The sequence below is a fragment of the uncultured Pseudoteredinibacter sp. genome, assembly GCF_947502065.1.
Taxonomy (GTDB): Bacteria; Pseudomonadota; Gammaproteobacteria; order Pseudomonadales; family Cellvibrionaceae; genus Pseudoteredinibacter.
This window is the reverse complement of sequence record NZ_CANMYE010000001.1, coordinates 1,512,703-1,537,493: the sequence shown is the minus strand read 5'-3', so window position 1 is coordinate 1,537,493 and position 24,791 is coordinate 1,512,703. Positions and strand designations below refer to the sequence as shown.

The window sequence follows — 24,791 nt, the reverse complement described above, 5'->3', positions numbered from 1 at the left end:
ATTAGGCGAGAAGTTAGCGGCTAATTCGGTGTGAACCCCTCTTATGTGGGAGGAGTGTCTTTATTTGCTGTCCTTTGAATGGTTCTGCAGGCTGGTCATTAGCTTCATGACTTTGGTGAGGCTTTCTTGGTATTCACCTTCGCTTGAGGAATCAGCGGTGATGCCTCCGCCGCCCCAGCAGTGAATTTGGCCTTCGCCATCATCCAATAAGGTGCGAATAGTAATTGAGCTGTCCATATTTCCATTTGCACTGATATATACCATGCTGCCGCAATAAATAGAGCGCGGCTCCCGCTCGAGCTCGGCAATGATCTCCATAGCTCGCTTTTTCGGGGCGCCAGTGATGGATCCGCCAGGAAAGCTGTCCTTTAGCAGTTCGATGGCGCTGCTGTCTTCTTTTAGAGTACCGGTTATCGTGCTGACTAGATGGTGTACATTGGGGTAGCTTTCTAAGGCAAACAGCTCTGGAACCCGAACGCTGCCTAGCTTGCAATTACGACTTAGATCGTTTCTTAACAAGTCCACAATCATCAAGTTTTCGGCCCGATCTTTTTCGCTGTTTTGTAATTTTTGGGCTAGTTCCAGGTCTTGTTCTGCGCTATCTCCGCGCGCGATGGTTCCTTTGATTGGCTTGGTCTCTACCTGCTCACCTTGTACGCGAATAAAGCGCTCTGGTGAGTGGCTTAATATGCTGCCTTTTTCTAACTTCAAATAGCCACTAAAGGGTGAGGGTAGTGCCTGCCTTAGTGTTAAGTAAGCGCTTAAGGAATCGCCCGAAAAATCAGCGCTAAATTGTTGTGCAAAGTTAACTTGGTAGCAATCGCCAGCTTGGATGTAATCTTGAATCTTGTTGATGTTTGCTTGGTATTGAGTTTTACTGATTTGTGCTTCGAAGTTACTGCATTGGTAGCTCTTGGTGACTTTTGGCCAGGTCTTACTCTGACAGGCCTCTACCACTTTGGTCATTTGCTGTTGCTGCTCTACCCCAAGGTCTGGCCCTAGACACCAGGCTCGCTGGCTGTGGTGATCTTGCACAATTGCCCAGCCATACAAGCCCATATGGGCATCAGCGATATAGCTTTTATTGCTAGGCCTTTTTACGCAATTGAAAGGCAGCTGCATGCCTAGATCATAAGAGATGTAGCCCAATAATCCGCCACAAAAAATATGGGTGTTAGAGCATTCGCTTGGCAGTGAGGCAATTTGCTTCTCAAGCAACTCAAAAAAATCACCGTGATGTTCTTGCTGCTGCCCTTTCTCCTCTATAAGGCATTTGCCTGCTTCTACACTTATGGTGCGGATAGGTTGGGCGGACATAATATCGTAACGTCCACTACGAGGGCCGTGCGCGCAGCTGTCAAACCAAATGGCACCGGGTAATTTTGCGATTCGCTGAAAAAGGTCGGCGCTGTCCGTGAAGTAGGGTAGGTCAAAGCAAAGCATAAAAACAGTGGTGTCACAATAGGCTATAAACGCACCATTCTAACGTTTAGCTATATCTAGGGCAAAACATAGGGCAAAGTAATGTTGCTTATATACCATGTACCCTTATCAGGCCGACCTTGAAAGCTGTTATTTCATGTAATGGGCTTTTTAATTTAGCCTCTATTACTATAGGGTGTAGTATTGAGCTAAAGCGAGTCATGGCTACAAGCACTTGGCGCGAGTTCTTCACGATTCAGCGTAGTATCAGAACGCAAGTGATTAAATTACAAAGATAAAAATTTTTGTATTGAATATCGAGTTAGCTTATAAAGAAATATTCTGATTTATACAGAATATATTTCTGGCGCCATTCATATTTGACCTATAATTAGCTATAGATAAGTTTTAGGTCTATGAGTACAAAAAATATCCAAACAAAAGTACTGTCGATTGTAAATTATTGCTGTGAACTAGAATGTTTGTTTCGCGCTAGCAATCCAGAACTTAACAATAAAACTCTCTGGGTGATTTAAAGGATTCCGAGTGAAAAGTAGTAGTCGATTATTTCCTGTTCGTTTAGAAAGCGCCGAATCTAGAGGTGATTTGCTAGAGGACGTGTATTTAATCAAGCCTAATAATAGCCCAGATAAAAGTGTTGAGCTGGCGATTACTCGATTGGGTGCGCGAGACATTGAGCACAGTAACCAGGCGCCGCTCATTTTATTCCATGGTTGCTATCAGAATCACCAAATGTGGTTGGGTGATTCTTACGATGGCTTGGCACCAATGCTTGCCCGTAATGGGCTTGATGTATGGTTGCTCGATGCGCGAGGACATGGTCTTTCCATCGTAAATGATAGTTTCGAAAATAACACCTTAGCCGACTATGCCCGTTACGATATTCCGGCGGCCGCGGCTTTTGTGGCCGAGGTCTGTGAAAGGCCGCCAATGTGGTTAGGGCATAATGAGGGCTTTGGTGCCTTACTTATGTCTTTAGCTTGTGGCGCCTTGAGTGAGACTTCACTGAGCGCGGCATTGGGTCTTGGTGAGCCATTTCCCTTGGGTAGCTTACGGCGTTTGCCCTTGGCTAATCATCTGGCGGATATGGTCAGCTTTGGCGACGTACGAAATGAGACGCTAGGGCCGGAGCTGGAATCAAAGGCCTTGCGCCACCAGCTTTGGCGAGAGCAGGGCGTATTCGGCCGCAGAGGCCGTAGCTTAGACGTAGACCTTTGGTCAGCTTTGGAGCGCCTACAGTTGCCTATGGCCATTCAACGCCCTAATGCGGCAAGTAAAGGTGATTCAGGCTTGCTCAAATTGATTGAGCAGGGCAAGCTCCACTCTTTGGCTGGGGGCCTTGAAGCTGCAGAGCTGTTACAGCGGTTGATGTCTGCCGATGAAGTCGCCGCTATTTGGGCTCCTTTAGAGCATTGGTTTGGGCAACTGGAGTTGGCATTTGGCCTTTTACCCACTGATCAAATTGCACCGGCTTGTTGAGGGCTATCGAGGCTGCTTCCGTGTCGCAGGTCGAGAGATATTGCTGATTCATGAAAATGGTCGAAGCTATCTAATTGACAGTCGTTGCCCTCATGCGGGGCGCTCTTTGGCTAATGGTAGTTGTGATGGCAAAGTCTTACGGTGTCCAGTTCACGGCTTGGGCTTCAGTCTCAATACCATGCAGTGTCTTGAACAGCCAAAATTCAAACTAAGCCATTACCCTGTCGCCTACGATGGCGATACGCTGGGTGTTGAGCTTTAGCTGTCGTTCTTGTTTAAATTAACGCCTAGCTTCTAAATTTCCCGTCTAAATAAATCTCCTGAATAACCGCTATAGCTTTGGTTTTTTTCTTTGCCTGTTAAGATGCTGCCATACTCAACTTTTGCCACATATACTCCTTGCTACAAACATAGAGAGAAGCGATATGACTATAGCAACACCTGATCTATGCGACGCTTATCCCGAGCTCGTGCGAGTTACCACTCCAACAATTACCCGCAATTTTGGTGGCCGCGAAAACTTTGGTGGTCAAATTGTAACCATAAAGTGCCATGAAGATAATTCCTTGGTTAAGGAGCAAGCAGGTACTGACGGTTGCGGTAAGGTTATGGTGGTCGACGGTGGTGGTTCATTGCGCAAAGCGCTATTGGGCGACATGATTGCTGAGAACGCGGTTAAAAATGGCTGGGAGGGTATTATCATTTACGGTTGTATCCGTGATGCGGCCGTGATGGCAACTTTAGATCTGGGTGTTCAGGCATTAGGCACTATTCCATTGAAGACCGAAAAACGTGGCTTAGGTGATCTTAATGTGCCGGTCAATTTTGCTGCTGTGGATTTTATTCCTGGTGAGTACGTATACGCCGATAGTAATGGTGTTATTGTGAGTGCTGAGCCATTGAGTATGCCCGCGGCTTAATCACTCTGGATCAGTTGTGATGCCGCTTTCCTGTGTGTCGTCAGCTACTAGTTCGCCGTCTGTTTTGGGGCGGCGATAGTTCACCGCGCAGCACTGCGCTTGGTAAGCCTGAAGCCTCACATCTTCGGAAGAGCTAAACATATCCTGTTCTAGCTTATGCTCGTCAATCAGACGATGCATGAGTTCAGCTTGGCTTTCCAGTGTGCCATCATGAAGAATATGTCGAATTTCCCATTTGCTGTTAGCCTCCAGAAAATTCGCGATTAATAGGCTTCTGTGGCAGCTCGCCGGGTCCTTCTCAGCACACATAAGGGCAATGCCGTAGCCTTTACTGATGCCGTTCTTTAGGCGATCAATTCCGGCTAAAAATAGCTTACTTGCCTGCAGCTTTCCAAAGTCAATTTGCCTGTCGCTATTGTAGTGTCGACCGTCCTTTGAGCGTGGTCCAAGTTTATCCCCCATATAGATATAGTGGATTGACTGTGTGGGTAAATTGCGTTGCAGGTTGGGCTGGTCGTACTCTTTAAAGCGACGGCTAAAGGGCAGGGATCGAACATCAACGAGGGCGGTAATATTGAATTGCTTTAGTTGGCGGCAAAATTCATCAAAGGGTTTTGTCGCGTAACCAATGGTATAAAGCGTCGTCATTGTACAAGGTGGGTGGTTTAAGTGTTAGCAGGGGTTGGAAGAGGGGCTAGGCTTGGGGCAGCGTTTGCTGCCCCGGATATACTTACGTGAAGGCGCTTATACGAAGGCGATAACGCAAGCTATACCAACACCACCTAAAACGAAGGTGTAGGGCAAAGCCATAATAACCATGCGGCCATACGATAGGCGAATAAGTGGCGCCAGGGCCGAAGTCAGCAAGAACAAAAATGCCGCCTGACCATTAGGCGTTGCAACAGACGGTAAGTTGGTACCGGTGTTGATGGCAATGGCTAGCTTATCAAAGTGTTCTTTAGTGATTGTGCCGGCATCCAAAGCGGCTTTAATCTCATTGATGTAAACCGTTGCTACAAATACATTATCCGAAATCATCGACAAGACACCGTTGGCAAGAAATAGCATCGGTGTTTGCTGCTCTGGTTCCAAAGAAAGAACGAGTGCGGTAATTGGCTGAAATAAGTGCTGGGCGTGAATTACGGCAACAATGGCAAAGAATACTGCCAGTAGGGCGGTAAATGGCAATGCTTCTTCGAAGGCGTGCCCAATCTGGTGCTCGTCGATAATGCCGTTAAAGGCGGTAAGCAGGACGATAATCATCAAGCCGATTAGGCCCACTTCAGCTACGTGCAAGGCTAAAGATACCACCAACACCAAACCGACTAAGGCTTGGACGATCAAGGCGGCTTTATCTTTAATGGTGCGTTTGGCGTCTTCCTCTTCAGAGAAGTCTTCTAGAACGCCGCGCACAGACTCAGGTAGAGTCGCGCCGTAGCCAAACCAGCCTGTTTTTTCTAGCAGCAAACAGGTCATTAAACCGGCTACTAATACAGGCATGGTTACCGGGGACATGATTTTAACAAAGGTAATAAAATCCCAGCCGGCTACATTGGCAATTAATAAGTTTTGCGGTTCGCCGACAACGGTACATACGCCACCTAGAGCGGTCCCCACAGCGCCGTGCATAATGAGGCTGCGTAAGAAAGAGCGGAAGCGGTCTAGGTCTTCACGGTGGTACTCATAAACTTCTTCATCTTGGCCGTGGTCGTGCTCATGATGAAATTTCTTGCCCGAGGCAATTTTGTGGTAAACCGAATAAAAACCCACAGCGACAGTAATCAATACCGCGGTTACGGTGAGGGCGTCTAGAAACGCTGATAATACCGCTGAGGTTAAACAGAATAAGAATGACAGAATCATCTTAGAGCGTATGCCTAAGAGGATCTTGGTGAACACGTAAAGCAGCAGGTCCTTCATAAAGAAGATGCCGGCAACCATAAACATCAGTAGCAAGATAACCGGGAAGTTAACAAAGAGCTCTTCTTTAACCGCTTCTGGTGTGGCCATACCCATGGCAATCGCTTCAATAGCCAATAAGCCGCCCGGCTGCAGCGGGTAACACTTCAGTGCCATGGCTAAGGTAAAGATAAATTCGAGGATAATAACCCAGCCAGTAACGTATTTACCGACAGTTACCATCAAGATAGGGTTGATGACTAAAAAGGCAATGATGGCTTTTTTGTACCAATCTGGGGCATGCCCTAGAAAGTTACTGGTAAGCGCTTGGCCCATGGTTTTTGTCATTATAAGAATCCTTAGCTGTTGCTAGCATCATCGTTTGGTTGGGTTGATTTTAGACATTCACCGCTAGAAATCCACCGCTTTATCCTACAGCGGCTTTATTTAAAGGATTATTAGCCCCTTTCGCATCGAGTGGGCTAAATTCTGACCAAAGGGCGCACGAAATTTCATCATTAAAGGGCACTCCAGGCGCCAAATTGTTCGCTAGTAGCTGATTGCTAGCCAGCTTTTACTTGTCTATGTTACTGTCCGGCTTTGGTTTTTTCATTCTGTGTCAGATATGTAGACTGGGCTGCGAAAACGATGCGGTAAACAGGATAAACTGCTGATAGCCGACAAAAGCTCGTCTAAACCCTTAGTGTTCAAAAGTACTTAAGACGCCAAAGAAATATAGGGCGCTCAATTATTGAACAGCGTAATAGGATCACCTGGAAGGTAACATTGCGGTGACAGATTTATATAAACAGTTGGTCTCCCTAAGCCTCGTTTCGCCGGAGCTGAATGCCAATGTTGAAATGGCGGTAGTTAAACTAGAGCAGTTTAGCCGCGAAACAGACAATATGGATTTGCTGAGTGATGCCATTGCATTGGTATCACAAATTCATGGTGCCGTTAGAATGGTGCAGCTCAGCGGTGTGGAATTGCTGAGCAGTGAGCTAATGCGTTTGCTTGAATCCATTTTACAGGGTCGAAGTGTGGGCACGGATGATTTTGCAGCTATTAGCGCAAGCTTGTTTATCCTCCCCAGATACTTAGAGTTAACCGCACAGCGAAAATTAAATTTACCAGATTTATTGCTTCCGCAGATTAATGAACTGCGTGCTTGTACTCAGCAATCGCCTTTACCGGAAAGCTATTTCTTTCCAGCAAATTTGCATCTACTCAAGTCGCCGGATAAAAGCAGTAGCAGCATTCGCGAAGAGTTTGGTGGCTTATGTCGTCGCTTGCGGCATATGTACCAGTTAGGCTTGTTGCAGACCATTCGCTCTCCCAATATGAATGCACTTGGTTTAATGGAGCGTTCTTTGCAGCGGCTGCAGGCCGTGTGTGGGGGCTATCGATTCGCCACGTTTTGGTGGGTAGCCAGTGCTGCGGTAAATGCTTTACAGCAAGGCGTTACATTGACCGCGAGTCGTAAGATCCTGCTGCGCAATATTGACCGAGAAATTCGTCGCCTGCAGCAAGAAGGCGAAGCGGTATTAGATCAGCCGCCAAAGTTAGAATTGCTAAGAGAGTTGCTTTATCTCGCTAGCCAAGGTTTACCCGATGAAGCCCTGACAGAGCAACTGCAAGAAAGCTTAGGGGGCGCAGCTTGGTACAGTGAGGCTGAGCTTAAAAAGTTTCAGCATGAGCTGCACGGGCCTAGTCTTAATACAGTGCACTCTGTGGTACAGGCACTGGCCGAAGAGTTTAAAGTTAGCCAATCAATTCTGGAGATGGCTTCCCAAGCGGGCGATAGCTTGATCGTCGACTTTGAAGAGCTTATTGCGACGCTCGAGCGTATTACCGATGCGCTTTCCGTTTTGGGTTTAAGTCGAGCTCACGAAATCATGCGCGAACAGGTGCGTAAAATCCAAGACTGGCACGATGGTGAGGTAGAGTATCACAGCGAAGGCTTAGTTGCGGTTGCTGATGCGCTTGTCTATGTAGAAAGCACCGTGGCGGGTTTAGAAAACCTTTCTTTGTCAGATGACAACTTAGATCAGTTAAATCATTTGGCGACCCGCGAAGCCGTGGCTGGAAATCAATTGGCAGAGGCGGAAGCTATTGTTATTAGCGAAAGCCAATCTGGATTAATGATGATTAAGCGAGCATTGTCTTCTTATTCAGAATCCGGCTACGACCTCAATCATATTGGCAATATCAGTAACACCATTACCAGTGTGCGCGGTGGTCTAAATATGATTTCTTTGCGTCGTGCTGGCGCTATGGTTGAATCTATTCAGCAGTTTGTTGATCAAATTTTGCTCTCTGGCGCTCAGCCACCGGCTCTGGATACCTTACTGGAAACTCTGGCCGATTCGATTATCAGTTTAGAGTACTATCTAGCCAGCTATGGCGCGTTGCACCAAGCGGACGAGTCGATTTTAATTCTGGGTGAAGAGAGTTTGATGTCCTTAGGCTTTCCTGTGTCTATTCCGGCCGAAGAAGAATGAGTGCAATAGTTCATCCCCAAGACCTCGGTTTAGCCTCTGAGCGCTTTGTGCCGGGCTGTAAGATCTTATTGATCGCTGAAGAGGGCGTCTGGGCCAGTGAACAGCACTGGCAAACTGTCGACTTCCAGTGGTGGCAGGATAATTCTGAATCGTTTGGTTTGAAGCGTGAAGAGCTGCACTATATCGCTCAATACAATGGCCAAGATTACTTTGCCGTTTATTTAGAAACTGCAAACGCCTTAGTTGATGGTCAATGGTTGGGCTTACGCCAATTACTGCCACTTTTAAGTGAAGACGAGTTTGAGCTGATTGGGCGTGCTAGCCAAGTGTGCCAGTGGGATCGCAATCACCGCTTTTGTGGACACTGTGGTACCACTACTGACTACCATGCTAAAGATCGCGCTCGAGTTTGTAGCAGCTGCGGTTTGCATACTTACCCTCGTATTTCACCTTGTATCATTGTCTTGGTGACCCGTGGTGAATATTGCTTATTGGCCCGTCATCAGCGATACAAAACCCCAATGTACAGCTGTCTTGCCGGCTTTATGGAAGCGGGAGAGAATGCTGAGCAGTGCTTGCACCGTGAGGTTTTCGAAGAGGTTGGCGTAAAGGTTCAGAATTTGCTTTACCAGGGAAGCCAGTCTTGGCCATTCCCAGGGCAACTGATGTTGGGTTTTACGGCCGAATTTCACAGTGGCGATATAATCGTGGATGAAGAGGAAATCGCTGAAGCTGACTGGTATCATTACAGTGAGTTGCCCCAAGTGCCCCCAACGGTGAGTATTTCAGGGCAGCTGGTTCAAAATTTTGTCGACAGCTTTCGCTAAGGATCTAGGAGTACGGCATGGTTTATATGGGCTTGGCGATTGGCATAGGAATGCTGAGCGTCCTGCTACTTTATCTGGGCTTGCGCATTATTTTGCGTACCGGCTGGATTTTAGGTTTTATACGTGGCTGCTGTGCGGCGGTCGTGTTGGCAATGGCGGCTTTGGTTGCTTTGGCGGCTTATGATATTTATAGCTACCAGCAGCTCAATGAACCAAAGGCCATTGCAACAATTAGCACTCGAGCTATTGGGGCTCAAGAATTCGAGGTCAATGTACTGTTTGGCAATGGCCAAGAAAAGCGCTTTGAAATTAAGGGTGATCAGTGGCAGGTTGACGCTCGAGTTATTCGTTGGCCAAATTTGGGTGGCATGATACACCTCAAGCCGGGCTTTCGTTTAGATCGCATTAGTGGCCGTTATTATGCCTTAGGACAGGAGCGAGATAGTGAGCGCAGTGTTCACCCTTTAAATAGCAGTATTAGTGTTGATGTGTGGCAACTACTGCAAAACCATTATCAGCGATTATCCTTGCAGCGTACCACCTTTGGTAGCGCTACATTTATGCCAATGGTTGATGATGGCTTATATGAAATCAGTCTCAGCGCAAACGGCTTAAGCTCTAAGCCCTTAAATGACAAAGCGCGTGATGCACTAAATCAGTGGCGCTAAGCTGCCAATCGATAGGAGAGTATTTTGGAGTTTTTGAGTGACTATGGCCTGTTTTTGGCCAAAGCCATTACTGTGGTTATTGCTTTTGGTTTTATTGCCGCGATTTTAGCATCCGCCAAGCGCGGGGGGGCAGAAGAGCAGGGTAGCATCGAGGTTAAAAAGTTAAACGACCAGTTCGATCAATACCGTGATCAATTACGTTCGGCCACGCTAGAGCCTGAGGCCTATAAAGAGTTGCAAAAAGGTGAGGCCAAGCAAAAAAAGCAGGAGCAAAAAGACGCTAAGAAGCAGGCCAAAAAGAAATCCAAGCAAGAATCTGCGGAAGATCAAGAAACCAGCGAGGCGGTTGAGGCTAAGCGTCAACGTACTTTCGTGCTGGATTTTGATGGCGATGTTAAGGCAAGCCCAGTTGAGTCCATGCGTGAAGAAATTAGCGCCTTACTTACCATCGCCGAAAAGGGTGATGAGGTTGTGCTGCGTCTGGAAAGCGGCGGTGGTATGGTGCATAGCTATGGTCTTGCTGCCAGTCAATTAGATCGGATTCGTCAAGCTGAGCTCGGTTTAACTATTTGTGTTGATAAGGTAGCGGCCAGTGGCGGTTACATGATGGCTTGTGTTGGCGATAAAATAATGGCAGCACCGTTTGCCTTGCTAGGTTCAATTGGTGTGCTTGCGCAACTTCCTAATTTTAATCGCCTTTTGAAAAAGCACGACGTCGATATGGAAATATTGACGGCAGGTGAGTACAAGCGCACTTTGACCATGTTTGGTGAGAATACGGAAAAAGGCCGAAGCAAATTTGTTGAAGAGCTGGAAGAAACCCATGAGCTCTTTAAACATTATGTTAGTGAGCGACGTCCAGAGCTGGATATCGCTGCTGTAGCTACCGGTGAGGTTTGGTACGGTATTAAAGCGATTGAAAATAAACTGATTGATGAAGTTCAAACCAGTGATGCTTATTTGCAATTGCAGGCCAAAGAGCGCGATGTGTATCAACTAAGCTTTACCCATAAAAAATCTATGGCAGAAAAACTAGGCTTGTCTATCGAGGCGAGTATTGATCGATTGGCCAGTAAGTGGTGGACACGGGCGAATCAGCGCCGTTTTTGGTAAAGCCAATAGCGGGCATCATCGCTCATAAGGTTGTTTACAGCTTGAATAAAACCCCATTTGGTGATTCAGATAGCCGAATGGGGTTTTGTTTTTATACGACTCTTTTTTAAGATGTATTTGAGCTAAGGCTTAAAAGCTCGACCCTTTCACTGCTGAATCCATTTGGTTGACCAAGCTTTCTAGTTCTAGGCTAGAGCTTACAGCCCGCTTCGAGCTGCTGTTGGTTTGGTGGGCTATTTGCTGTATATCATCGATGCTGCTGTTTATGCCTTTAACTAAGCCTGCTTGCTGTTGAGCGGCCTCTGACAATTGCGCATTGGCGTCGGCGATATTGGCTACTTGTACGGTGATGTTGCTTAAAGCCAGATTGGCCCTGCCGGCGTATTCTAGGCCGGCTAAAGCCGTGTCTTGGCCCTTATCCATTATGCTTGCAGTTTCTTGAGCTTGCTTTTGAATCTGCTCCATCGTTTGTTTGATTCGACTGGTTGACTGTTGGGTTCGATTTGACAGGGTGCGAACCTCTTCAGCAACCACAGCAAAACCTCGGCCGTTCGGCCCAGCACGCGCAGCCTCAATAGCGGCATTTAAAGCAAGTAAGTTGGTTTGTTCGGCGATCTCAGTAATCAGACTTACTATTGAATCTATCTCGCCAACTTGGTTTTTAAGACCTGTCATGGCTTGGCTTGCTTTTTCGATATTACTGGCCATATTTTCGATGTCAGAACTTAAATGCTCAACTAACTGCTGGCCTTTGACGGCTTCGGCTTTGGCGTTGTCGCTGGCAAGCGAGGTTTCTGCAATTCGAATAGAAAACTTGTCGATGCTTTGGCTGACATCAGCAATATCGTGGTTGGTTGAATCAATTTTTTCCGTTTGCTCGGCGATGTTTCGAACATTGCTGGTGGATATGTCCTTGTTGGAATGCATAACTTCAGATGTGTTGTCGGCAATTTCCTTTAGTCGATACAATACGGTTCTTATTTGCAGCTTGGTTTTATGCATTGCAAAATAAATTGCGCCGAGATCACCCATATTTTTGCTGTAAATATATTGCGCTAATGGGTTGTTTACCAGCTTTTGGCTGTCTTTACGTAGAAAACCAAGAAGCTTTAAACGCTGTTGGATAAACAAAATGTACACGCTGAAGCCGGTAGCTATTAGGGCGGCTTTTGTGATATCACTGTCGAAAAAGAAAATCGACAGCATGGTGACTAGTAGGGTGGCGATGCCACCCCAGATCAGCTGAGTCGATATCGCCCCTTGAGGGACTAGGTTCACTGATTTGCCTTGGTTTATCGCCCGATATAAATCATCAGCTTGCTGTTTTAATCGCTCGGAAAGAACCGAGCGTACCGATTGATAACCGATATGTTCGCCATTTTGGTATATGGGACTAACGTAGGCGTCTACCCAATAATAATCACCATTCTTGCAGCGATTTTTAACCGCGCCTACCCAGGCTTGCCCGTTCTTAATGTGCTCCCATAGATTAGCGAAGGCCTCTTTGGGCATATCGGGGTGACGAATAATATTGTGGTGCTGTCCTAAGAGCTCATCACGGCTGAAACCGCTGACGCGAACAAATACATCATTAACAAAGGTAATGTCACCGTTCAAGTCGGTGGTCGAGATGATTCTTTCATCTTCGCTAAAGTGAACTTCCTGTCCCCGGCTTTGCCTGCTTGACATGGCTATGGCTCCAGCAGCAATAATTTACAAGTCATTTAAATGCGCTATCGGAGCAGTGCCGAGTTTCTTTAGTACTTTTTTATCAAATTAGAAAAACAATAAAGTCGCTCCATATTTTTGATGAAATATGTGCCTAAAACTATTCTTTAGAGCAATAATTTTAACATTAGCCGGGTCTAAATTAGTGCTTATGCCAACACTTCTTAAGCGCCAAATAGATTAGAAATTAGCATACCGATTGAGATGCCGATTGAGACTCCAAAACCTATACCTGAAATAAAGATTCTGGTTTTAGACAGTCCTGCGGGAAATTTCATTGGCATCATTTATTCTCGTTCTGCCTTAAGGTGTAGCTATGCTGAGGCGATAGCTGCGATGTATAAGTTGGCCAAAGGTTTGAGTGTGATGCTCTGTGCAGTGATTGCTTTATAGGCAAGGAATGCGAGGGGGGGGTATAGGGGAGTTCAGCAAAACCCTATGGCATCGAGGGCCTTGCTGTTAATTCATGTCGCTAAGCGGTTAGCCGCGGCGACGGAACAAGGGCGCTTTATCGGCAGAAGCCTGATAGGCTTCTTGTAAATCGCTTAGAGAATCCTTGGCGGCTTCTAAATCTTCTTCGCTTAGTGCAAAGGCGTTAAAACCGCAGCGCTGCAAATAGCAAAGTTGATCGCGAATAAAGGCTCCGCTTGCGCGTAATTCACCTTTGAAGGCAAAGCGATCACGAATCAAAAAAGCCGCTGAAAAGCCGCGTCCATCCATAAATGCTGGAAAGTCGAAAGCTAATAGCGGGAGGCTGTCATAGTCTTCGGCTAGCAGCTCTATATCGTCGTCAATACCAATCTGAACGCCGATATCAGAGCGCGACTTTAGCTGATCGCGTTGTGCTAACCAAAGCTGTAATGGCACGATCCACTGGCCGGCCGGTACGTCTGCCTTGGCCACCTCGGCGTCTTCGCCCAGCGCTAGCAATTGCCAGCTGTCTTCAGTAACTTGTCCGTTTTTAATGATCTTTGGCATAGACACGCTCCTTAAACGGCGCCATTCCGATACGCTCATAGGTTTGTAGAAACTCTTCACCTTCATGGCGGTTATCTACAAAGATATTTAAGATTTTTTCCAATACGCTTGGGATTTCGTCAGCGTCAAAAGCTGGGCCTAGCACCTTTCCGAGCTTGGTAGCGTTGCCGGCATTGCCGCCTAGCTGAACCTGATAAAACTCTTCGCCTTTCTTATCAACACCAAGAATGCCGATGTGGCCGACGTGGTGGTGAGCGCAAGCGTTCATACAGCCTGATATATTTAAATCCAAATTGCCAAGATCATACAAATAATCCATATCGGCAAAGCGACGCTGAATGGCCTCGGCAATAGGGATGGACTTAGCATTGGCCAGGGAGCAGTAATCACCACCTGGGCAGCAAATTATATCCGTTAAGGTTCCGATGTTCGGGGTGGCAAAGCCGGCGGCTTTGGCCTTTTGCCAGAGGTCAAATAGCTTATCTTTGGCAACATCACCTAAAACAATATTTTGCTCATGGGTGGTGCGAGCTTCGCCAAAGCTGTATTCATCGGCAAGGTCAGCAATGATTTCTAGCTGTTTCTCGGTAACATCACCTGGTGCTACGCCTGTAGGCTTTAACGATAGCGTTACAGAGGCATAATCCGCTTTTTTGTGCTGGCGAACATTGCGAGTTAGCCACTTGTCAAAAGCGCTATGCTCGGTGCGCAGCTCCGTTAAGGTGTTTTCAACAGCTGCGGTATCGTAACTGGCGTAGGCGGGCTCGGTAAAGAAACTCTTGGCGCGGTTTATTTCATCTTGAGTTAGGCGAGTGTAGCCTTCGCGAATGCGTTCCCACTCGGCTTCAACCAGTTCTGCAAAGGCACCTGGACCCATGGCCTTGACCAGAATTTTGATTCTGGCTTTGTATTTGTTATCGCGGCGTCCCTTTTGGTTGTATACCCTTAAGACGGCATCGAGATAGCTTAATAGCTCTTGTTCCGGTAAGAACTCACGTACCACACTGCCGATTAGTGGTGTGCGGCCAAGACCGCCACCAACACGTACTCTGAAACCGGTCTCGCCCGCTTCATTCTGATATAGATCTAAACCAATATCGTGTACCTGGCTTGCAGCACGGTCTTCTTTAGCTGCATTGACGGCAATCTTGAACTTACGAGGCAAGAAGGCAAACTCAGGGTGCAGGGTAGACCACTGGCGAATAATTTCGCAGTACGGTCGTGGGTCCAATAGCTCGTCTTCGGCAATACCGGCAAATTGGTCGGCGGTGGTATTGCGGATACAGTTACCGCTGGACTGGGTAGCATGCATCTCGACTTCGGCAAGCTCGGCTAGGATCGCCGGCACATCAGCAAGGTCTGGCCAGTTAAACTGGATGTTTTGACGAGTACTGATATGGACATAGCCCTTATCGTAATCACGAGCGACACGAGCCACACGACGCAGCTGGGTGCTGTTGATCATGCCGTAGGGCACGTTCACTCGCAGCATGGGGGCGAGCCGCTGGACATATAGGCCATTTTGCAAACGCAGTGGCAAAAAGGCTTCTTCGGCGAGATCGCCGGCTAAATAGCGTTCAGTTTGTTGGCGAAACTGCTCAACACGCTGTTGAAGAATGCTATGGTCGTGCTGGTCGTAGATGTACATTTTCTCAGGCCATATAAGCAAATGGTATAAAAATTCAGAATACTTCCTTGGGGAATATTCCATTGCTTTGGGGATAATGGCTGGAGATGCGATCTTTTCGCCGCATTTTGCCGGTAATATACCCCTAGATTCACGCGTAGAGCGGCACAATACCAGTTCGCGATAGAATATAAAACTATTGCCTATTCATATGTTAAGAACAATTGAGAATATGGCCAAAATCACCTTGCAGCCTTAAGCATTAGAGATACAATCAAATATAAGTACTTCGTACATTGAATAATCTATAACAGGCGGAGCAATAAAAATGAATGAAGAAGTAAGCTTACAAGATCAAGCGGACAGTACTGCAGATGCAATCGCAGCGGTAGCCTTAATAACAATATTCGTGGCTACTTGCATATTTTGGATTAGCGGGCAATAAACGTCCAATAAATCACCGAAGAGTGAGTGCTTTAAAGGGAATAGGGCCTGCTACTCCGTAATCACAAAAAGGGTGTGTTATGGAAACGTTAAGTAGCAGTCATGGATTTCGTCTGGATGACAGTTTTTTGTTTTGGTTAGGCCGAGCAAGTCATGAGCTTCAGGAATCCTTTAATAGAAACTTAGCCGATACGGATGTAACTTGGCCGCAATGGATGGTGATGAATGTTTTATACCATCAGATTGCACAGACTCCGGCTCAGGTGGCTGATTATTTAGGTATTGATCGTTCAGCGGTAACTCGCTTAGCCGATCGCCTCGCGAAAAAAGGTTTGTTAGAGCGTAAGCAAGATGGTGTAGACCGCCGTTGTGTACAGCTGTGCCTAACCCCTCGAGGTAGTCGTATTATCTTTACCTTAAATCAGCAGGCTGATGAGCATCAAAGACGTCTCAACATGTCTTTGGGGCAAGATAATGTGGTGGCCTTAAACGGTCAGGTGCGCGTGTTGCTAAAGCAGCTAGGTGTTGAACCACACTAATTGTCATCGAGCTAAGACCATAAAAAAACTCAGCGATTGCTGAGTTTTTTTATGGTTGTGCTTTGCGTAAAGCTTGGCGTATTTTGCGGCCGCTTTTTAATCTCCTGCCAATATAAATTTCACTAAAAATACCGTCCCCAGAACAAAAAAGACGGTAAAAATAATACCGGCGGCGATAAAGCTGTAAATATTACCGTGCTGAAAGTCGCGCTCGCGGTTTTTGTCTGTTTGCACGCCAAAGGCGGCGGCGAATGTGCTTACAATGAGCGTAAAAAAACCTGGTTTATCCATGGTTGTGCTGTCTTGCTTGTTCTCTGAATCTTGGGGCTTTTCCATAATTAACCGTCTTGAATAGTGAATTCATAGCTAAGGCGATAATGCGCCTATGTTAGCTGCTTAATTTCTATTCAGCTAGGGCCTTTACATATGTCTTTATCGGGTTAACAAGCGCAACCTTAATTGCTAGGTTTAATCGTTCTGCTGGTACTTTGCTATCTATGCTTGATAAATTCGTTAAAATACCCCTTTGCTGTCGCCCTTATTTGGAGAAGAGTTGTGCAAACAAAATCGTTTATGAAGTCAGCTGTTAGCGCATGCTGCGTGGCTATGCTGAGCTCAGCAAGTGCCTTAGCTAACGTTAACGCCAATCAGCAGTTAGATGATGTTATGGCGGCTTATTGGGAAGCGTATTTGGATCAGTATCCACTCGCTGCCAATATGAATGGTGATATGCGCCATAGCGATAAATTATCTCAAGTGGACGAAAAGGGGCGCCAATCTCTCGAGCGTTTGTTTGATAAGTCGATCAACCAGTTGGAAAGCATCGACATTAATAAGCTAAGTGATCAGCAAAAGGTAAATTACCAATTAATGGATTGGATGTTGCGCCATGAACGTCGAACCTTAAAGTCCAATTGGTATATGTATACCTTCACCACCTATGCAGGTTGGCATGATGGCTTTGCTCGTTCTGCGCCGCGAGTTCGCTTAAAGAATGTTGGAGATTTCAAAAGCTACATTAATCGTCTAAAAGCATTTGAAACCTACGCTGATCAAAACATGGCATTGATGCGAGAGGGCATTAAAACTGGAAATACGCAGCCTTGCGAAACTTTGGTGGGGTACGAAGAGGGCATTCGTGGTTACATAAAGCCGGCTGAAGAAAGTGACTTTTACAAGCCTTTTAAAAATCTACCTAAGACACTAGACAGTAAATTCCAAGGGCAACTTCAGGCTAAGGCGAAAGCGGCCATTAGTAATTCTGTAATGCCTAAATACCAGGAGTATTTGGACTTTTACTTAAAGGAGTACGCACCGGCGTGTCGTAAAGTTGTGGGTATCTCATCGGTGAAGGGTGGAGCAGAGCTTTACGACCACTTCGTTAAATACTACACGACTGTCGACACGGATGCTGAAGCCGTTCATAAGCTTGGTTTAAGTGAAGTGAAGCGTATTCGTGACGATATGAAAAAAGTCATGGAGGAAGTGGAGTTTAAAGGTGATTTTAAGGCTTTCTTGGAGTTTTTAAGAACCGACCCGCAGTTTTATCCTAAGACCGCTAAAGAATATATGGCTACAGCTGCGGCAATCTCCAAAGAAATGGACGGCAAGTTACCCGAGTATTTTTCTTACTTGCCACGTTTGCCCTACGGGATTGAGAAGGTGCCTGATCAAATTGCTCCAAAGGTCACGCCCGCTTATTACCAGCGTGGCGCTGCGGATGGCACTCGCTCGGGTAAATATTTCTTGAACACCTACGATTTAAAAAGCCGTGCTCTTTACGAGCTGCCAGCTCTAACATTGCACGAAGCAGTGCCTGGCCACCACTTACAAATCTCTATCCAAAATGAAATGGGAGAGCTGCCAGAGTTTCGCCGCTTCTATTACTTTCACCCCTACGGTGAAGGCTGGGCTCTGTATGCCGAGTATTTGGGTGAGGAGATGGGTATGTATAAAACCCCTTACGAGCGTTTTGGTCGTTTAACCTATGAAATGTGGCGAGCATTGCGTTTAGTGGTAGACACGGGTATGCACGCCAAAGGCTGGACGCGTCAACAGGCGATTGATTTTATGGCCAATAACAGCGCTCTGTCTTTGCATAACATCACTACCGAAGTTGACCGTTATATTACTTGGCCGGGGCAAGCCTTGTCTTACAAAATGGGCGAACTAAAAATCCGCGAGTTGCGAGCTTTTGCCGAAAAGACGCTAGGCGAGAAATTCGATTTGCGCGAGTTTCACACCAAAATTCTTACCAATGGCGCTGTGCCGCTATCGGTATTGGAAGACTTAATAAAAGAATGGGTTGAAGCTCAAGCGGCCAAATAATACAGCTAACCACAGCTCCTACAATGGCCTTATATTGGGCTTAGAAGCATATAAGCCATAAACAAAAAAGCAGCCAATGGCTGCTTTTTGTTGGCTTGTCAATTTACGCTTAATGCGCAAATGACAGATTACTGGCAGCCTAGATCTGGATTGTCGATGATAATCTCACCATCCAAACAAGTAATTTTAATGTCATCCAGTCTAGGGTGTTGATCGCTGGCCAAACGAGCGCATAAATCGTCTTTATCTAATCCAATGGTGCCAACATGTAAAATACGTGTGGCGACACCCGTGCAGCCCTCGTGTTGAATTAGGTTGCGCAGCTGAAAGCTGTTAACTAGATAGCGGCCCATAGGAAAGACCGGTAGAACCTCTTTAAAAATATCGTATTGCATGGTTAGAGCCCTTAGTGGTTTTATAATTAGCAGACCAATTCTTGGCCATATGTTTTATGGGTAAATCATACCCAAAAAAAGCGCCTAAGTATTGATCTAGCCCCTAAAATAAGACGAAGCTTGAAATCGCTTGAGTACAAAAAGTGATCGCTTTGTCGTTGGGCTCATTTTCAATCTCATGGCTTTGCCCCAAGCATAGCATTGGCAAGCAAGGTATACTGCGCCTCATGAATTCTGCACTCGAAATACTACAGCACCGCTTTGGCTACGACGCTTTTCGCGACCCTCAAGAAGATATCATCAATACTGTTATTGAGGGGCAAGATGCGCTTGTGATAATGCCAACTGGGGGCGGTAAGTCCCTCTGTTATCAAATACCTGCTTTAGCAAGAGCTGGAGTAACAATTGTTATTTCGCCCTTGATTGCATTGATGCAAAACCAAGTGGATGCCCTGGCACAATTGGGCATCTCCGCTGCCTTTCTCAATTCATCGATTAGCCATCAAGAGGCTATGGCGGTAGAGCAGGGCCTAGTGGCGGGTGAAATAGATCTGCTGTATGTCGCCCCAGAGCGTTTTAATACCGCTTCGTTTGCTGTATTGCTTGAGCAATTACATATCGGTTTGTTTGCCGTTGATGAGGCGCATTGTGTATCCCAGTGGGGGCACGACTTTAGGGCGGATTACCTGCATCTCGCTGAGCTGATGGGTCACTTCGCTGATGTGCCGAGGATTGCGCTTACTGCGACAGCTGATGAAAATACCCGCGCGGAAATTATCAGTCGTCTTCAGTTGCGACAGCAGCGTAATTTTATATGCGGCTTTGATCGTAGCAATATTCAGTATCGTATTGAGCAAAAGCAGGACGGCAAGCGTCAGCTGTTACAGTTTCTGCAAAAAGAGTATCCACAATCGGCTGGGGTGGTTTATTGCCTGTCCCGTAAAAAAGTTGAAGATATAGCCGAATTTTTGCAGCAGCAGGGTTTCGATGCCTTGCCTTATCATGCGGGCTTAAGCCAAGGCTTGCGACAAGAAAATCAAGACCGTTTTCTGCGAGAGGAATACGTTATTATTGTTGCCACCATTGCTTTTGGCATGGGTATCGATAAACCGGATGTACGTTTTGTGGCACATTTAGATTTACCTAAAAGTGTTGAGGCGTACTATCAGGAGACAGGTCGTGCTGGCCGTGACGGTCAAGAAGCAACGGCCTGGATGATCTATGGTTTGCAAGATGTGATAAAGCTGCGGCAAATGGCCGAAGGTTCAAATGGTTCTGAGCAGTTTAAAATGCAAGAGCGCCATCGACTTGATGCCATGCTGGGTTTGTGCGAGCTGACGACTTGCCGGCGTCAAACTCTTTTGGCCTACTTTGGCGAAGATTTGCCCGAACCTTGTGGCAACTGCGACAATTGCATTACGCCACCAGAAACTTGGGATGCCAGCGAGGCCGCCCAAAAAGCACTGAGTACGGTATATCGTAGTGGTCAGCGATTTGGAGTCAATCACCTTATCGATGTTTTACTGGGCAAGGAGACAGAGAAAGTCTTTCAGTTCTCCCATCAAAATTTAAGCACTTACGGCATTGGTAAAGAATTTAACGCAACCCAGTGGCGCAATATCTTTCGCCAGCTTGTCGCTCAGGGTTTATTGAGTGTTGATGTATCTGCATTTGGGGGCTTGCGTTTAGCGGAATCTTGTCGAGCGGTTTTGCAGGGCAAGCAAGCTCTCTATTTGCGTAAAGAAGCCTTAAAAGCGAAAGCGACTAAAGCCCGGGCCACAAGATCTGGCAAGAGCTTTCTTAAGGACAGTGAGCAAGCTATTTGGGAGGCCTTGCGGGGCTTGCGTAAAGAGTTAGCTCAGGAGCAAGATGTACCGCCTTATATGATTTTCCATGATGCCACATTGATGGAAATGATCAGGATGAGCCCTAAAACTTTGGGCGATCTTTCCAATGTGAGTGGGGTAGGTGATAGCAAGCTTGAATTGTACGGCGATGCCTTTTTGGAATGTTTGCTAGAGCATGCCGACGAAGGCGATTCTGACGCTGAGAGGGAACACACGGTTTACCAAAGCTATACGCTGTTTAAAGCCGGAATGGAAATTTCCGCAATCGCTGCCCAGCGAGGTTTGAGTGAAGGCACAATTTACCAACATCTAGAACAGTTAATCACTGATGGTGCCCTGAGTGTTGCAGACGTATTAGAGCTAGAAACCGAAGATATTCAAGCCATTGAAGAGGCGCTAGACGAAGTGGAAGCCGAAAGCCAATCTAAGGGCGAACCGTTTCGCTTAAAGCCCGTCTTTGAGGCGTTGGACGAATGCTATAACTACAATGAAATTCGTTGCGTGAGGGCAGCTAGATTGGCACCGGTTTCAGGTGTCAGTTGATGGAAATTACTTCAGATCAAAGCCGTCAATTTATGCAGCTTGGTTTCCAGTTGGTGGATTTAAATGCACAATTTGTATTGATCGATAAAGCCAGTGGCATCGGTTTTCACGACGAGCTTGAAATTGGGAATGGGCAAGAGCTGCGCCAATACGGAATTTTTAGCCGAGTTCAAAGCGCGCTACTGGAAAATAAGCTAATCAATAACAAGCTATACCCAGTACATCGCTTAGATAAAGGCACTTCCGGGTTACTGTTATTTGCACGTACTAAAGAGGTTGCCCAAGAGCTTGGGGCGGCCTTCGAGGAAGGCCGGGTGCAGAAGTATTACCTGGCATTAAGCAAGCACAAACCCAAAAAGAAACAGGGTGCCGTTAAAGGCGGCATGGAAAAGGCGCGACGTGGCGCCTGGAAGCTTGGAAAAGCCAAAGATAACTATGCCATTAGTCAGTTTTTTAGCGCTGGCCTGGGCGGTGGCTACCGCCTGTTTCTTTGGCGCCCCAAAACTGGCAAGACTCACCAGCTTCGAGTCGCCATGAAAAGTTTAGGCAGCCCGATATTGGGGGATAAGCTTTATGGCTGTGATGAAAAACTAGGCGAGCAGGGTGAGTTCTGTTTGCATGCTTTTCAGATTGGTTTTGAGTTGGGTGGCAGGAAGTTTCTTTATACACTTGGTGAGGGGCAAGTTACATCGCTTTATTCTGGCTTAAGTCAATCTGATTTACCTTTTGAAAAGCTTGGAGAGAGTGTTCGAAAATATTTGAATCCCCATTTTTTTTCGTGGCCAAGCGTCTCCTAAATACTAATTTTAAATTATTAATTTCCCATCGTTTAACAACTCGAGATAACGGTTGTCGCTGAATATGAAGTTAAAGTTTATATGAAGTTATAGTATTTCTAATTTTTCGAATTCGAATAGATAATTAGTTTGCCACTGATTAAATTTCAAGTGGCTATTTCGTATAAATTTTTACAAAGGTGTTGATATTTATGAAAGTTATCAATAATCAAGCATTCTCAGTTTCAGGTGGTCATCCGTTTATTTGGTTGGCACTTGCTGTCGCGTCAAGATTTACTGCAAACGCGGCCGTTCGGCATGTAGTCAATAGTGCTGCACTCGCTGGTGCAAGCTATGATACTGCTAAAGCTCTTGGTGGAAATCCGCCAAGCTCTGGTGGTGCTGCACGATAATTTTGACTGGCCTCAGCAGTGTGTTGAGGTTATTGTTTTCCAAGTTTGTGGATGGGTGAGTTGACATGTCTATTCAAAGAAAGTGCCCTCATTGTTCTGTTAACATGCAAGTTCAACTAGGGTTGGGGCAGCTTTACTGTACGGCTTGTCGGTCTAACTTTGAACCAAGCCCATTCGGCTCTACAATTTTGTCGGTTTTAATGTTGACTATTAATGCCACGATGCTCGCGTATGGTTATACTTCGGCCTCATTGACATTTCTATTACTTTTTCTCTTGCGTTCGATGTTCTTAGACTTTTTTGATCTCGCATTTTTACCTCTGATTCCTGTAGGTGATCAAGACTAGCGCAGCTTTCTTGTAGGCTGGTATAATTACTCTGATTAGAGCGTTTATCTGGTATGGTGCAAATATCGGCGGCTGATAGTGTTAAAGTTTCGAATTGATAATAAAATTTTATTTGTATTTTTTGTTGTCAGCTGCCTTTGGTTATAAAATAAATGGAGATAGGCCTGATTGATAGTGAAAAAGATAATTTTAATATCTCCCTTGCTGAGTTTGTTATGGCTAAGCCTTACTGTAATCCTTGCGGGTAGCTCTTATCCCGGTTATAGCCATGTATTACAATTTATGAGTGAGCTTGGCGCCGGCGGAAGCCCTGATGGTGATCTGGTTAATTATTTGGGGTTTATACCAACTGAGCTTTTTATCCTATTGTTCTTATTCGCATTGCTGAAAGTAATGCATAAATCGAGATTGTTAGTGCTGGGTGTGGCCTGTATTGCGGTTTATGCCTTATCACTAATAGCGGCGGCGTTTTATCCTTGCGACTACCAGTGTAGACCTGTCGACCCTAGCTTTTCCCATGATATGCATATGCTTTTTGGCGCAATTGCCTACCTTGCGGGCATTGCTGGCGTTGCTATTTTAGCCATCGATTCTAAAAATTGGTGTGAATCCAAAGTGCCCTTAGTGTCTGGCTTACTGCTTGCTGTTTGTGCGTTTGCATTGATGCTCAATTTGGATGCGGAGCTGTCTTATGTAGGTTTAGTTCAGCGTTGTTTAGAGTTGCTTATTTATGTTTGGTTTTTAATCTTTGGCTTTTATGTTTATAAGAGTAGCCTGGGTGAAACCGAGTCGGGTCTTTAGGGCCCATAACTATTGGAGCTGACCCGATGCTTTATAAATTCTGCATTTTAATTCTCTTGCTGTTAATGTCTAATGCAGCAAATGCCTCTATATCATGGAAAGGTTTCGTGGAAGCTGAAGTAAAGCGCTTAGAAAAGATGGATGCAATTAACTCTGAAACTTCAAAATCAGAAAGATGCGCCTTAGAGAGCTATGTTGAAGCAGTTATAAAAGCAGAGGGGCGATGTGCTAAGTGGGACCCAACTCAGAAAAATTCCTGCAAGGATAAGTATTTACCTAAAATCCATGAGGATTACGGAAAAGGTAAATTTCACGAACTTTGTCTTGAAGGGGGCTAGCCAATGAGACTGAGTAAGCACCTTTTTAGGCAAGAGCTTGATTGTTTTGAGTAATGACAATCAAGCTTGCTGCGTACATTTAATCCAGCTTCATTAAGCTGAATTTGCTTGCTAGTTAACTAGAATTTTTAAACACAACTTTGGTTTTGCTTCCATTAAAACACCCCATTGTCATTCCGAATATTCCCCCCGCTAATCAGTGAGTAGAAACGCATAAATCCATCGAGTGCTTGTATGGAATCCCAGTGTTCTACAATTTCCCCATCTTTAATTTTCCAGCTGTCGATTATATTCATACCTTTTTGATCGTTGCCTCGATCTTCGCGCTTTAAAGTCGCGTGGGAATGGAAGATTACATAGTCGCCATCGGCATAGATGTGTTTCACATCGTAGCTATAGTCAGGATAGTCTTTAACGAAGTCATCTAAAAAAGCCACCAAACCTTCCATCTTATCGGGCAGGTTTCTATTGTGCTGGGTATAACGGCTGTTACTGAAGCGTTTAAGGACATAGTCAAAGTCGTGATCATTCATAAGTTTTTGCACAAACTCGCCGACAAGCCTGACATTGGCGAGCTCCTGCTCACTCCAGTTTGCTTTTGTAAGGCTATCTAGATCTATCTTGGTTTGCGGCGCTTGTTGTGCTGAGACGGCTGCTCCGGCAGTGATTAACAAAGTTGAGGCAATAACTTTCCACATATCAAATATCTCGCTGTTCGATGATTAAGTATTACTTGTTTACCATGGTATAAAATAGTAACCTGCATAACAATTAGGCACTTTAAGGTGCTTAAGGCAGTTTTTGGTAACCGGTAAATTGAAATTGGGCGTAGCTAGA

23 protein-coding genes are annotated in these 24,791 nt (G+C 45.8%); 14 read left to right on the top strand and 9 right to left on the bottom strand.

The features are described from left to right. Positions 1–60: 60 nt before the first annotated feature. On the bottom strand, positions 61–1,443 hold the full coding sequence (gene pabB, locus Q1A41_RS06445) for an aminodeoxychorismate synthase component I (protein WP_299976012.1): 1,383 nt from the start codon (positions 1,441–1,443) through the stop codon (positions 61–63). Positions 1,444–1,968: 525 nt separating this feature from the next. Here pabB and Q1A41_RS06440 point away from each other — a divergent pair. The 3 genes from Q1A41_RS06440 to rraA all read left to right on the top strand — a co-directional run bounded on the left by Q1A41_RS06440 (position 1,969) and on the right by rraA (position 3,842). Further along, positions 1,969–2,922, top strand: a complete 954-nt coding sequence (locus tag Q1A41_RS06440; protein WP_299976010.1) for an alpha/beta fold hydrolase — start codon at positions 1,969–1,971, stop codon at positions 2,920–2,922. Next, a complete protein-coding gene (locus Q1A41_RS06435; protein WP_299976008.1) occupies positions 2,882–3,184 on the top strand; it encodes a Rieske 2Fe-2S domain-containing protein in 303 nt (100 codons plus the stop codon). The genes Q1A41_RS06440 and Q1A41_RS06435 overlap by 41 nt, the downstream gene beginning before the upstream one ends. A gap of 163 nt (positions 3,185–3,347) precedes the next feature. Further along, positions 3,348–3,842, top strand: coding sequence for a ribonuclease E activity regulator RraA (rraA, locus tag Q1A41_RS06430; RefSeq protein WP_299976006.1), 495 nt, complete (start codon positions 3,348–3,350; stop codon positions 3,840–3,842). On the opposite strand, the gene Q1A41_RS06425 is transcribed toward rraA, so the two are convergent. After that, the gene (locus tag Q1A41_RS06425; RefSeq protein WP_299976004.1) at positions 3,843–4,490 is read right to left on the bottom strand and encodes a DUF488 domain-containing protein; all 648 of its coding nucleotides are present in this window, start codon (positions 4,488–4,490) and stop codon (positions 3,843–3,845) included. Positions 4,491–4,586: 96 nt separating this feature from the next. Then, on the bottom strand, positions 4,587–6,089 hold the full coding sequence (gene nhaB / locus Q1A41_RS06420; protein ID WP_299976002.1) for a sodium/proton antiporter NhaB: 1,503 nt from the start codon (positions 6,087–6,089) through the stop codon (positions 4,587–4,589). A gap of 443 nt (positions 6,090–6,532) precedes the next feature. Here nhaB and Q1A41_RS06415 point away from each other — a divergent pair, with 443 nt between their 5' ends. Genes Q1A41_RS06415 through sohB form a run of 4 tightly spaced genes read left to right on the top strand, consistent with a single transcriptional unit; the run spans position 6,533 to position 10,850 of the window. After that, positions 6,533–8,242 carry a pilus assembly protein gene (locus tag Q1A41_RS06415; protein WP_299976000.1) on the top strand — a complete coding sequence of 570 codons (1,710 nt, stop codon included), beginning with the start codon at positions 6,533–6,535 and terminating at the stop codon, positions 8,240–8,242. Then, the gene (nudC, locus tag Q1A41_RS06410) at positions 8,239–9,069 is read left to right on the top strand and encodes an NAD(+) diphosphatase (protein WP_299975998.1); all 831 of its coding nucleotides are present in this window, start codon (positions 8,239–8,241) and stop codon (positions 9,067–9,069) included. The genes Q1A41_RS06415 and nudC overlap by 4 nt, the downstream gene beginning before the upstream one ends. A 17-nt stretch (positions 9,070–9,086) precedes the next feature. Continuing rightward, positions 9,087–9,737 (top strand): cation/multidrug efflux pump, encoded by a 651-nt coding sequence (locus Q1A41_RS06405; RefSeq protein WP_299975997.1) that lies wholly within the window; start codon positions 9,087–9,089, stop codon positions 9,735–9,737. 24 nt (positions 9,738–9,761) lie between these two features. Next, positions 9,762–10,850, top strand: coding sequence for a protease SohB (sohB, locus tag Q1A41_RS06400; RefSeq protein WP_299975995.1), 1,089 nt, complete (start codon positions 9,762–9,764; stop codon positions 10,848–10,850). A 129-nt stretch (positions 10,851–10,979) separates the two neighbouring features. On the opposite strand, the gene Q1A41_RS06395 is transcribed toward sohB, so the two are convergent. The 3 genes from Q1A41_RS06395 to Q1A41_RS06385 all read right to left on the bottom strand — a co-directional run bounded on the left by Q1A41_RS06395 (position 10,980) and on the right by Q1A41_RS06385 (position 15,204). Continuing rightward, positions 10,980–12,539 carry a PAS domain-containing methyl-accepting chemotaxis protein gene (locus tag Q1A41_RS06395; protein ID WP_299975993.1) on the bottom strand — a complete coding sequence of 520 codons (1,560 nt, stop codon included), beginning with the start codon at positions 12,537–12,539 and terminating at the stop codon, positions 10,980–10,982. 519 nt (positions 12,540–13,058) lie between these two features. Further along, positions 13,059–13,556, bottom strand: coding sequence for a DUF934 domain-containing protein (locus Q1A41_RS06390; protein WP_299975991.1), 498 nt, complete (start codon positions 13,554–13,556; stop codon positions 13,059–13,061). After that, positions 13,540–15,204 carry a nitrite/sulfite reductase gene (locus Q1A41_RS06385; RefSeq protein ID WP_299975989.1) on the bottom strand — a complete coding sequence of 555 codons (1,665 nt, stop codon included), beginning with the start codon at positions 15,202–15,204 and terminating at the stop codon, positions 13,540–13,542. The genes Q1A41_RS06390 and Q1A41_RS06385 overlap by 17 nt, the downstream gene beginning before the upstream one ends. 503 nt (positions 15,205–15,707) lie before the next feature. On the opposite strand from Q1A41_RS06385, the gene Q1A41_RS06380 reads away from it, so the two are divergent. Beyond that, entirely contained in the window at positions 15,708–16,166 is a 459-nt protein-coding gene (locus Q1A41_RS06380; protein WP_299769556.1) for a MarR family transcriptional regulator, read from the top strand. A 96-nt stretch (positions 16,167–16,262) separates the two neighbouring features. Here Q1A41_RS06380 and Q1A41_RS06375 read toward each other — a convergent pair whose 3' ends face one another. Further along, positions 16,263–16,502 carry a DUF2970 domain-containing protein gene (locus Q1A41_RS06375; protein ID WP_299975987.1) on the bottom strand — a complete coding sequence of 80 codons (240 nt, stop codon included), beginning with the start codon at positions 16,500–16,502 and terminating at the stop codon, positions 16,263–16,265. A 219-nt stretch (positions 16,503–16,721) separates the two neighbouring features. Here Q1A41_RS06375 and Q1A41_RS06370 point away from each other — a divergent pair, with 219 nt between their 5' ends. Further along, positions 16,722–18,494 carry a DUF885 domain-containing protein gene (locus Q1A41_RS06370; protein ID WP_299975985.1) on the top strand — a complete coding sequence of 591 codons (1,773 nt, stop codon included), beginning with the start codon at positions 16,722–16,724 and terminating at the stop codon, positions 18,492–18,494. A gap of 128 nt (positions 18,495–18,622) precedes the next feature. Here Q1A41_RS06370 and Q1A41_RS06365 read toward each other — a convergent pair whose 3' ends face one another. Then, a complete protein-coding gene (locus tag Q1A41_RS06365) occupies positions 18,623–18,889 on the bottom strand; it encodes a hypothetical protein (protein WP_299975984.1) in 267 nt (88 codons plus the stop codon). 227 nt (positions 18,890–19,116) lie between these two features. Here Q1A41_RS06365 and recQ point away from each other — a divergent pair, with 227 nt between their 5' ends. From recQ to Q1A41_RS06340, 5 genes are all read left to right on the top strand, one after another. Beyond that, the gene (gene recQ, locus Q1A41_RS06360) at positions 19,117–21,279 is read left to right on the top strand and encodes a DNA helicase RecQ (RefSeq protein ID WP_299975983.1); all 2,163 of its coding nucleotides are present in this window, start codon (positions 19,117–19,119) and stop codon (positions 21,277–21,279) included. Then, the gene (locus Q1A41_RS06355; protein WP_299975982.1) at positions 21,279–22,076 is read left to right on the top strand and encodes a pseudouridine synthase; all 798 of its coding nucleotides are present in this window, start codon (positions 21,279–21,281) and stop codon (positions 22,074–22,076) included. Before recQ ends, Q1A41_RS06355 begins: the two co-directional genes overlap by 1 nt. 191 nt (positions 22,077–22,267) lie before the next feature. Next, positions 22,268–22,468, top strand: a complete 201-nt coding sequence (locus Q1A41_RS06350) for a hypothetical protein (RefSeq protein ID WP_299975980.1) — start codon at positions 22,268–22,270, stop codon at positions 22,466–22,468. 521 nt (positions 22,469–22,989) lie between these two features. Then, positions 22,990–23,616 carry a DUF998 domain-containing protein gene (locus Q1A41_RS06345; RefSeq protein ID WP_299975979.1) on the top strand — a complete coding sequence of 209 codons (627 nt, stop codon included), beginning with the start codon at positions 22,990–22,992 and terminating at the stop codon, positions 23,614–23,616. A 26-nt stretch (positions 23,617–23,642) separates the two neighbouring features. Beyond that, a complete protein-coding gene (locus tag Q1A41_RS06340; protein ID WP_299975978.1) occupies positions 23,643–23,954 on the top strand; it encodes a hypothetical protein in 312 nt (103 codons plus the stop codon). Positions 23,955–24,109: 155 nt separating this feature from the next. On the opposite strand, the gene Q1A41_RS06335 is transcribed toward Q1A41_RS06340, so the two are convergent. Beyond that, the gene (locus tag Q1A41_RS06335; RefSeq protein ID WP_299975976.1) at positions 24,110–24,652 is read right to left on the bottom strand and encodes a nuclear transport factor 2 family protein; all 543 of its coding nucleotides are present in this window, start codon (positions 24,650–24,652) and stop codon (positions 24,110–24,112) included. Positions 24,653–24,791 lie beyond the last annotated feature (139 nt).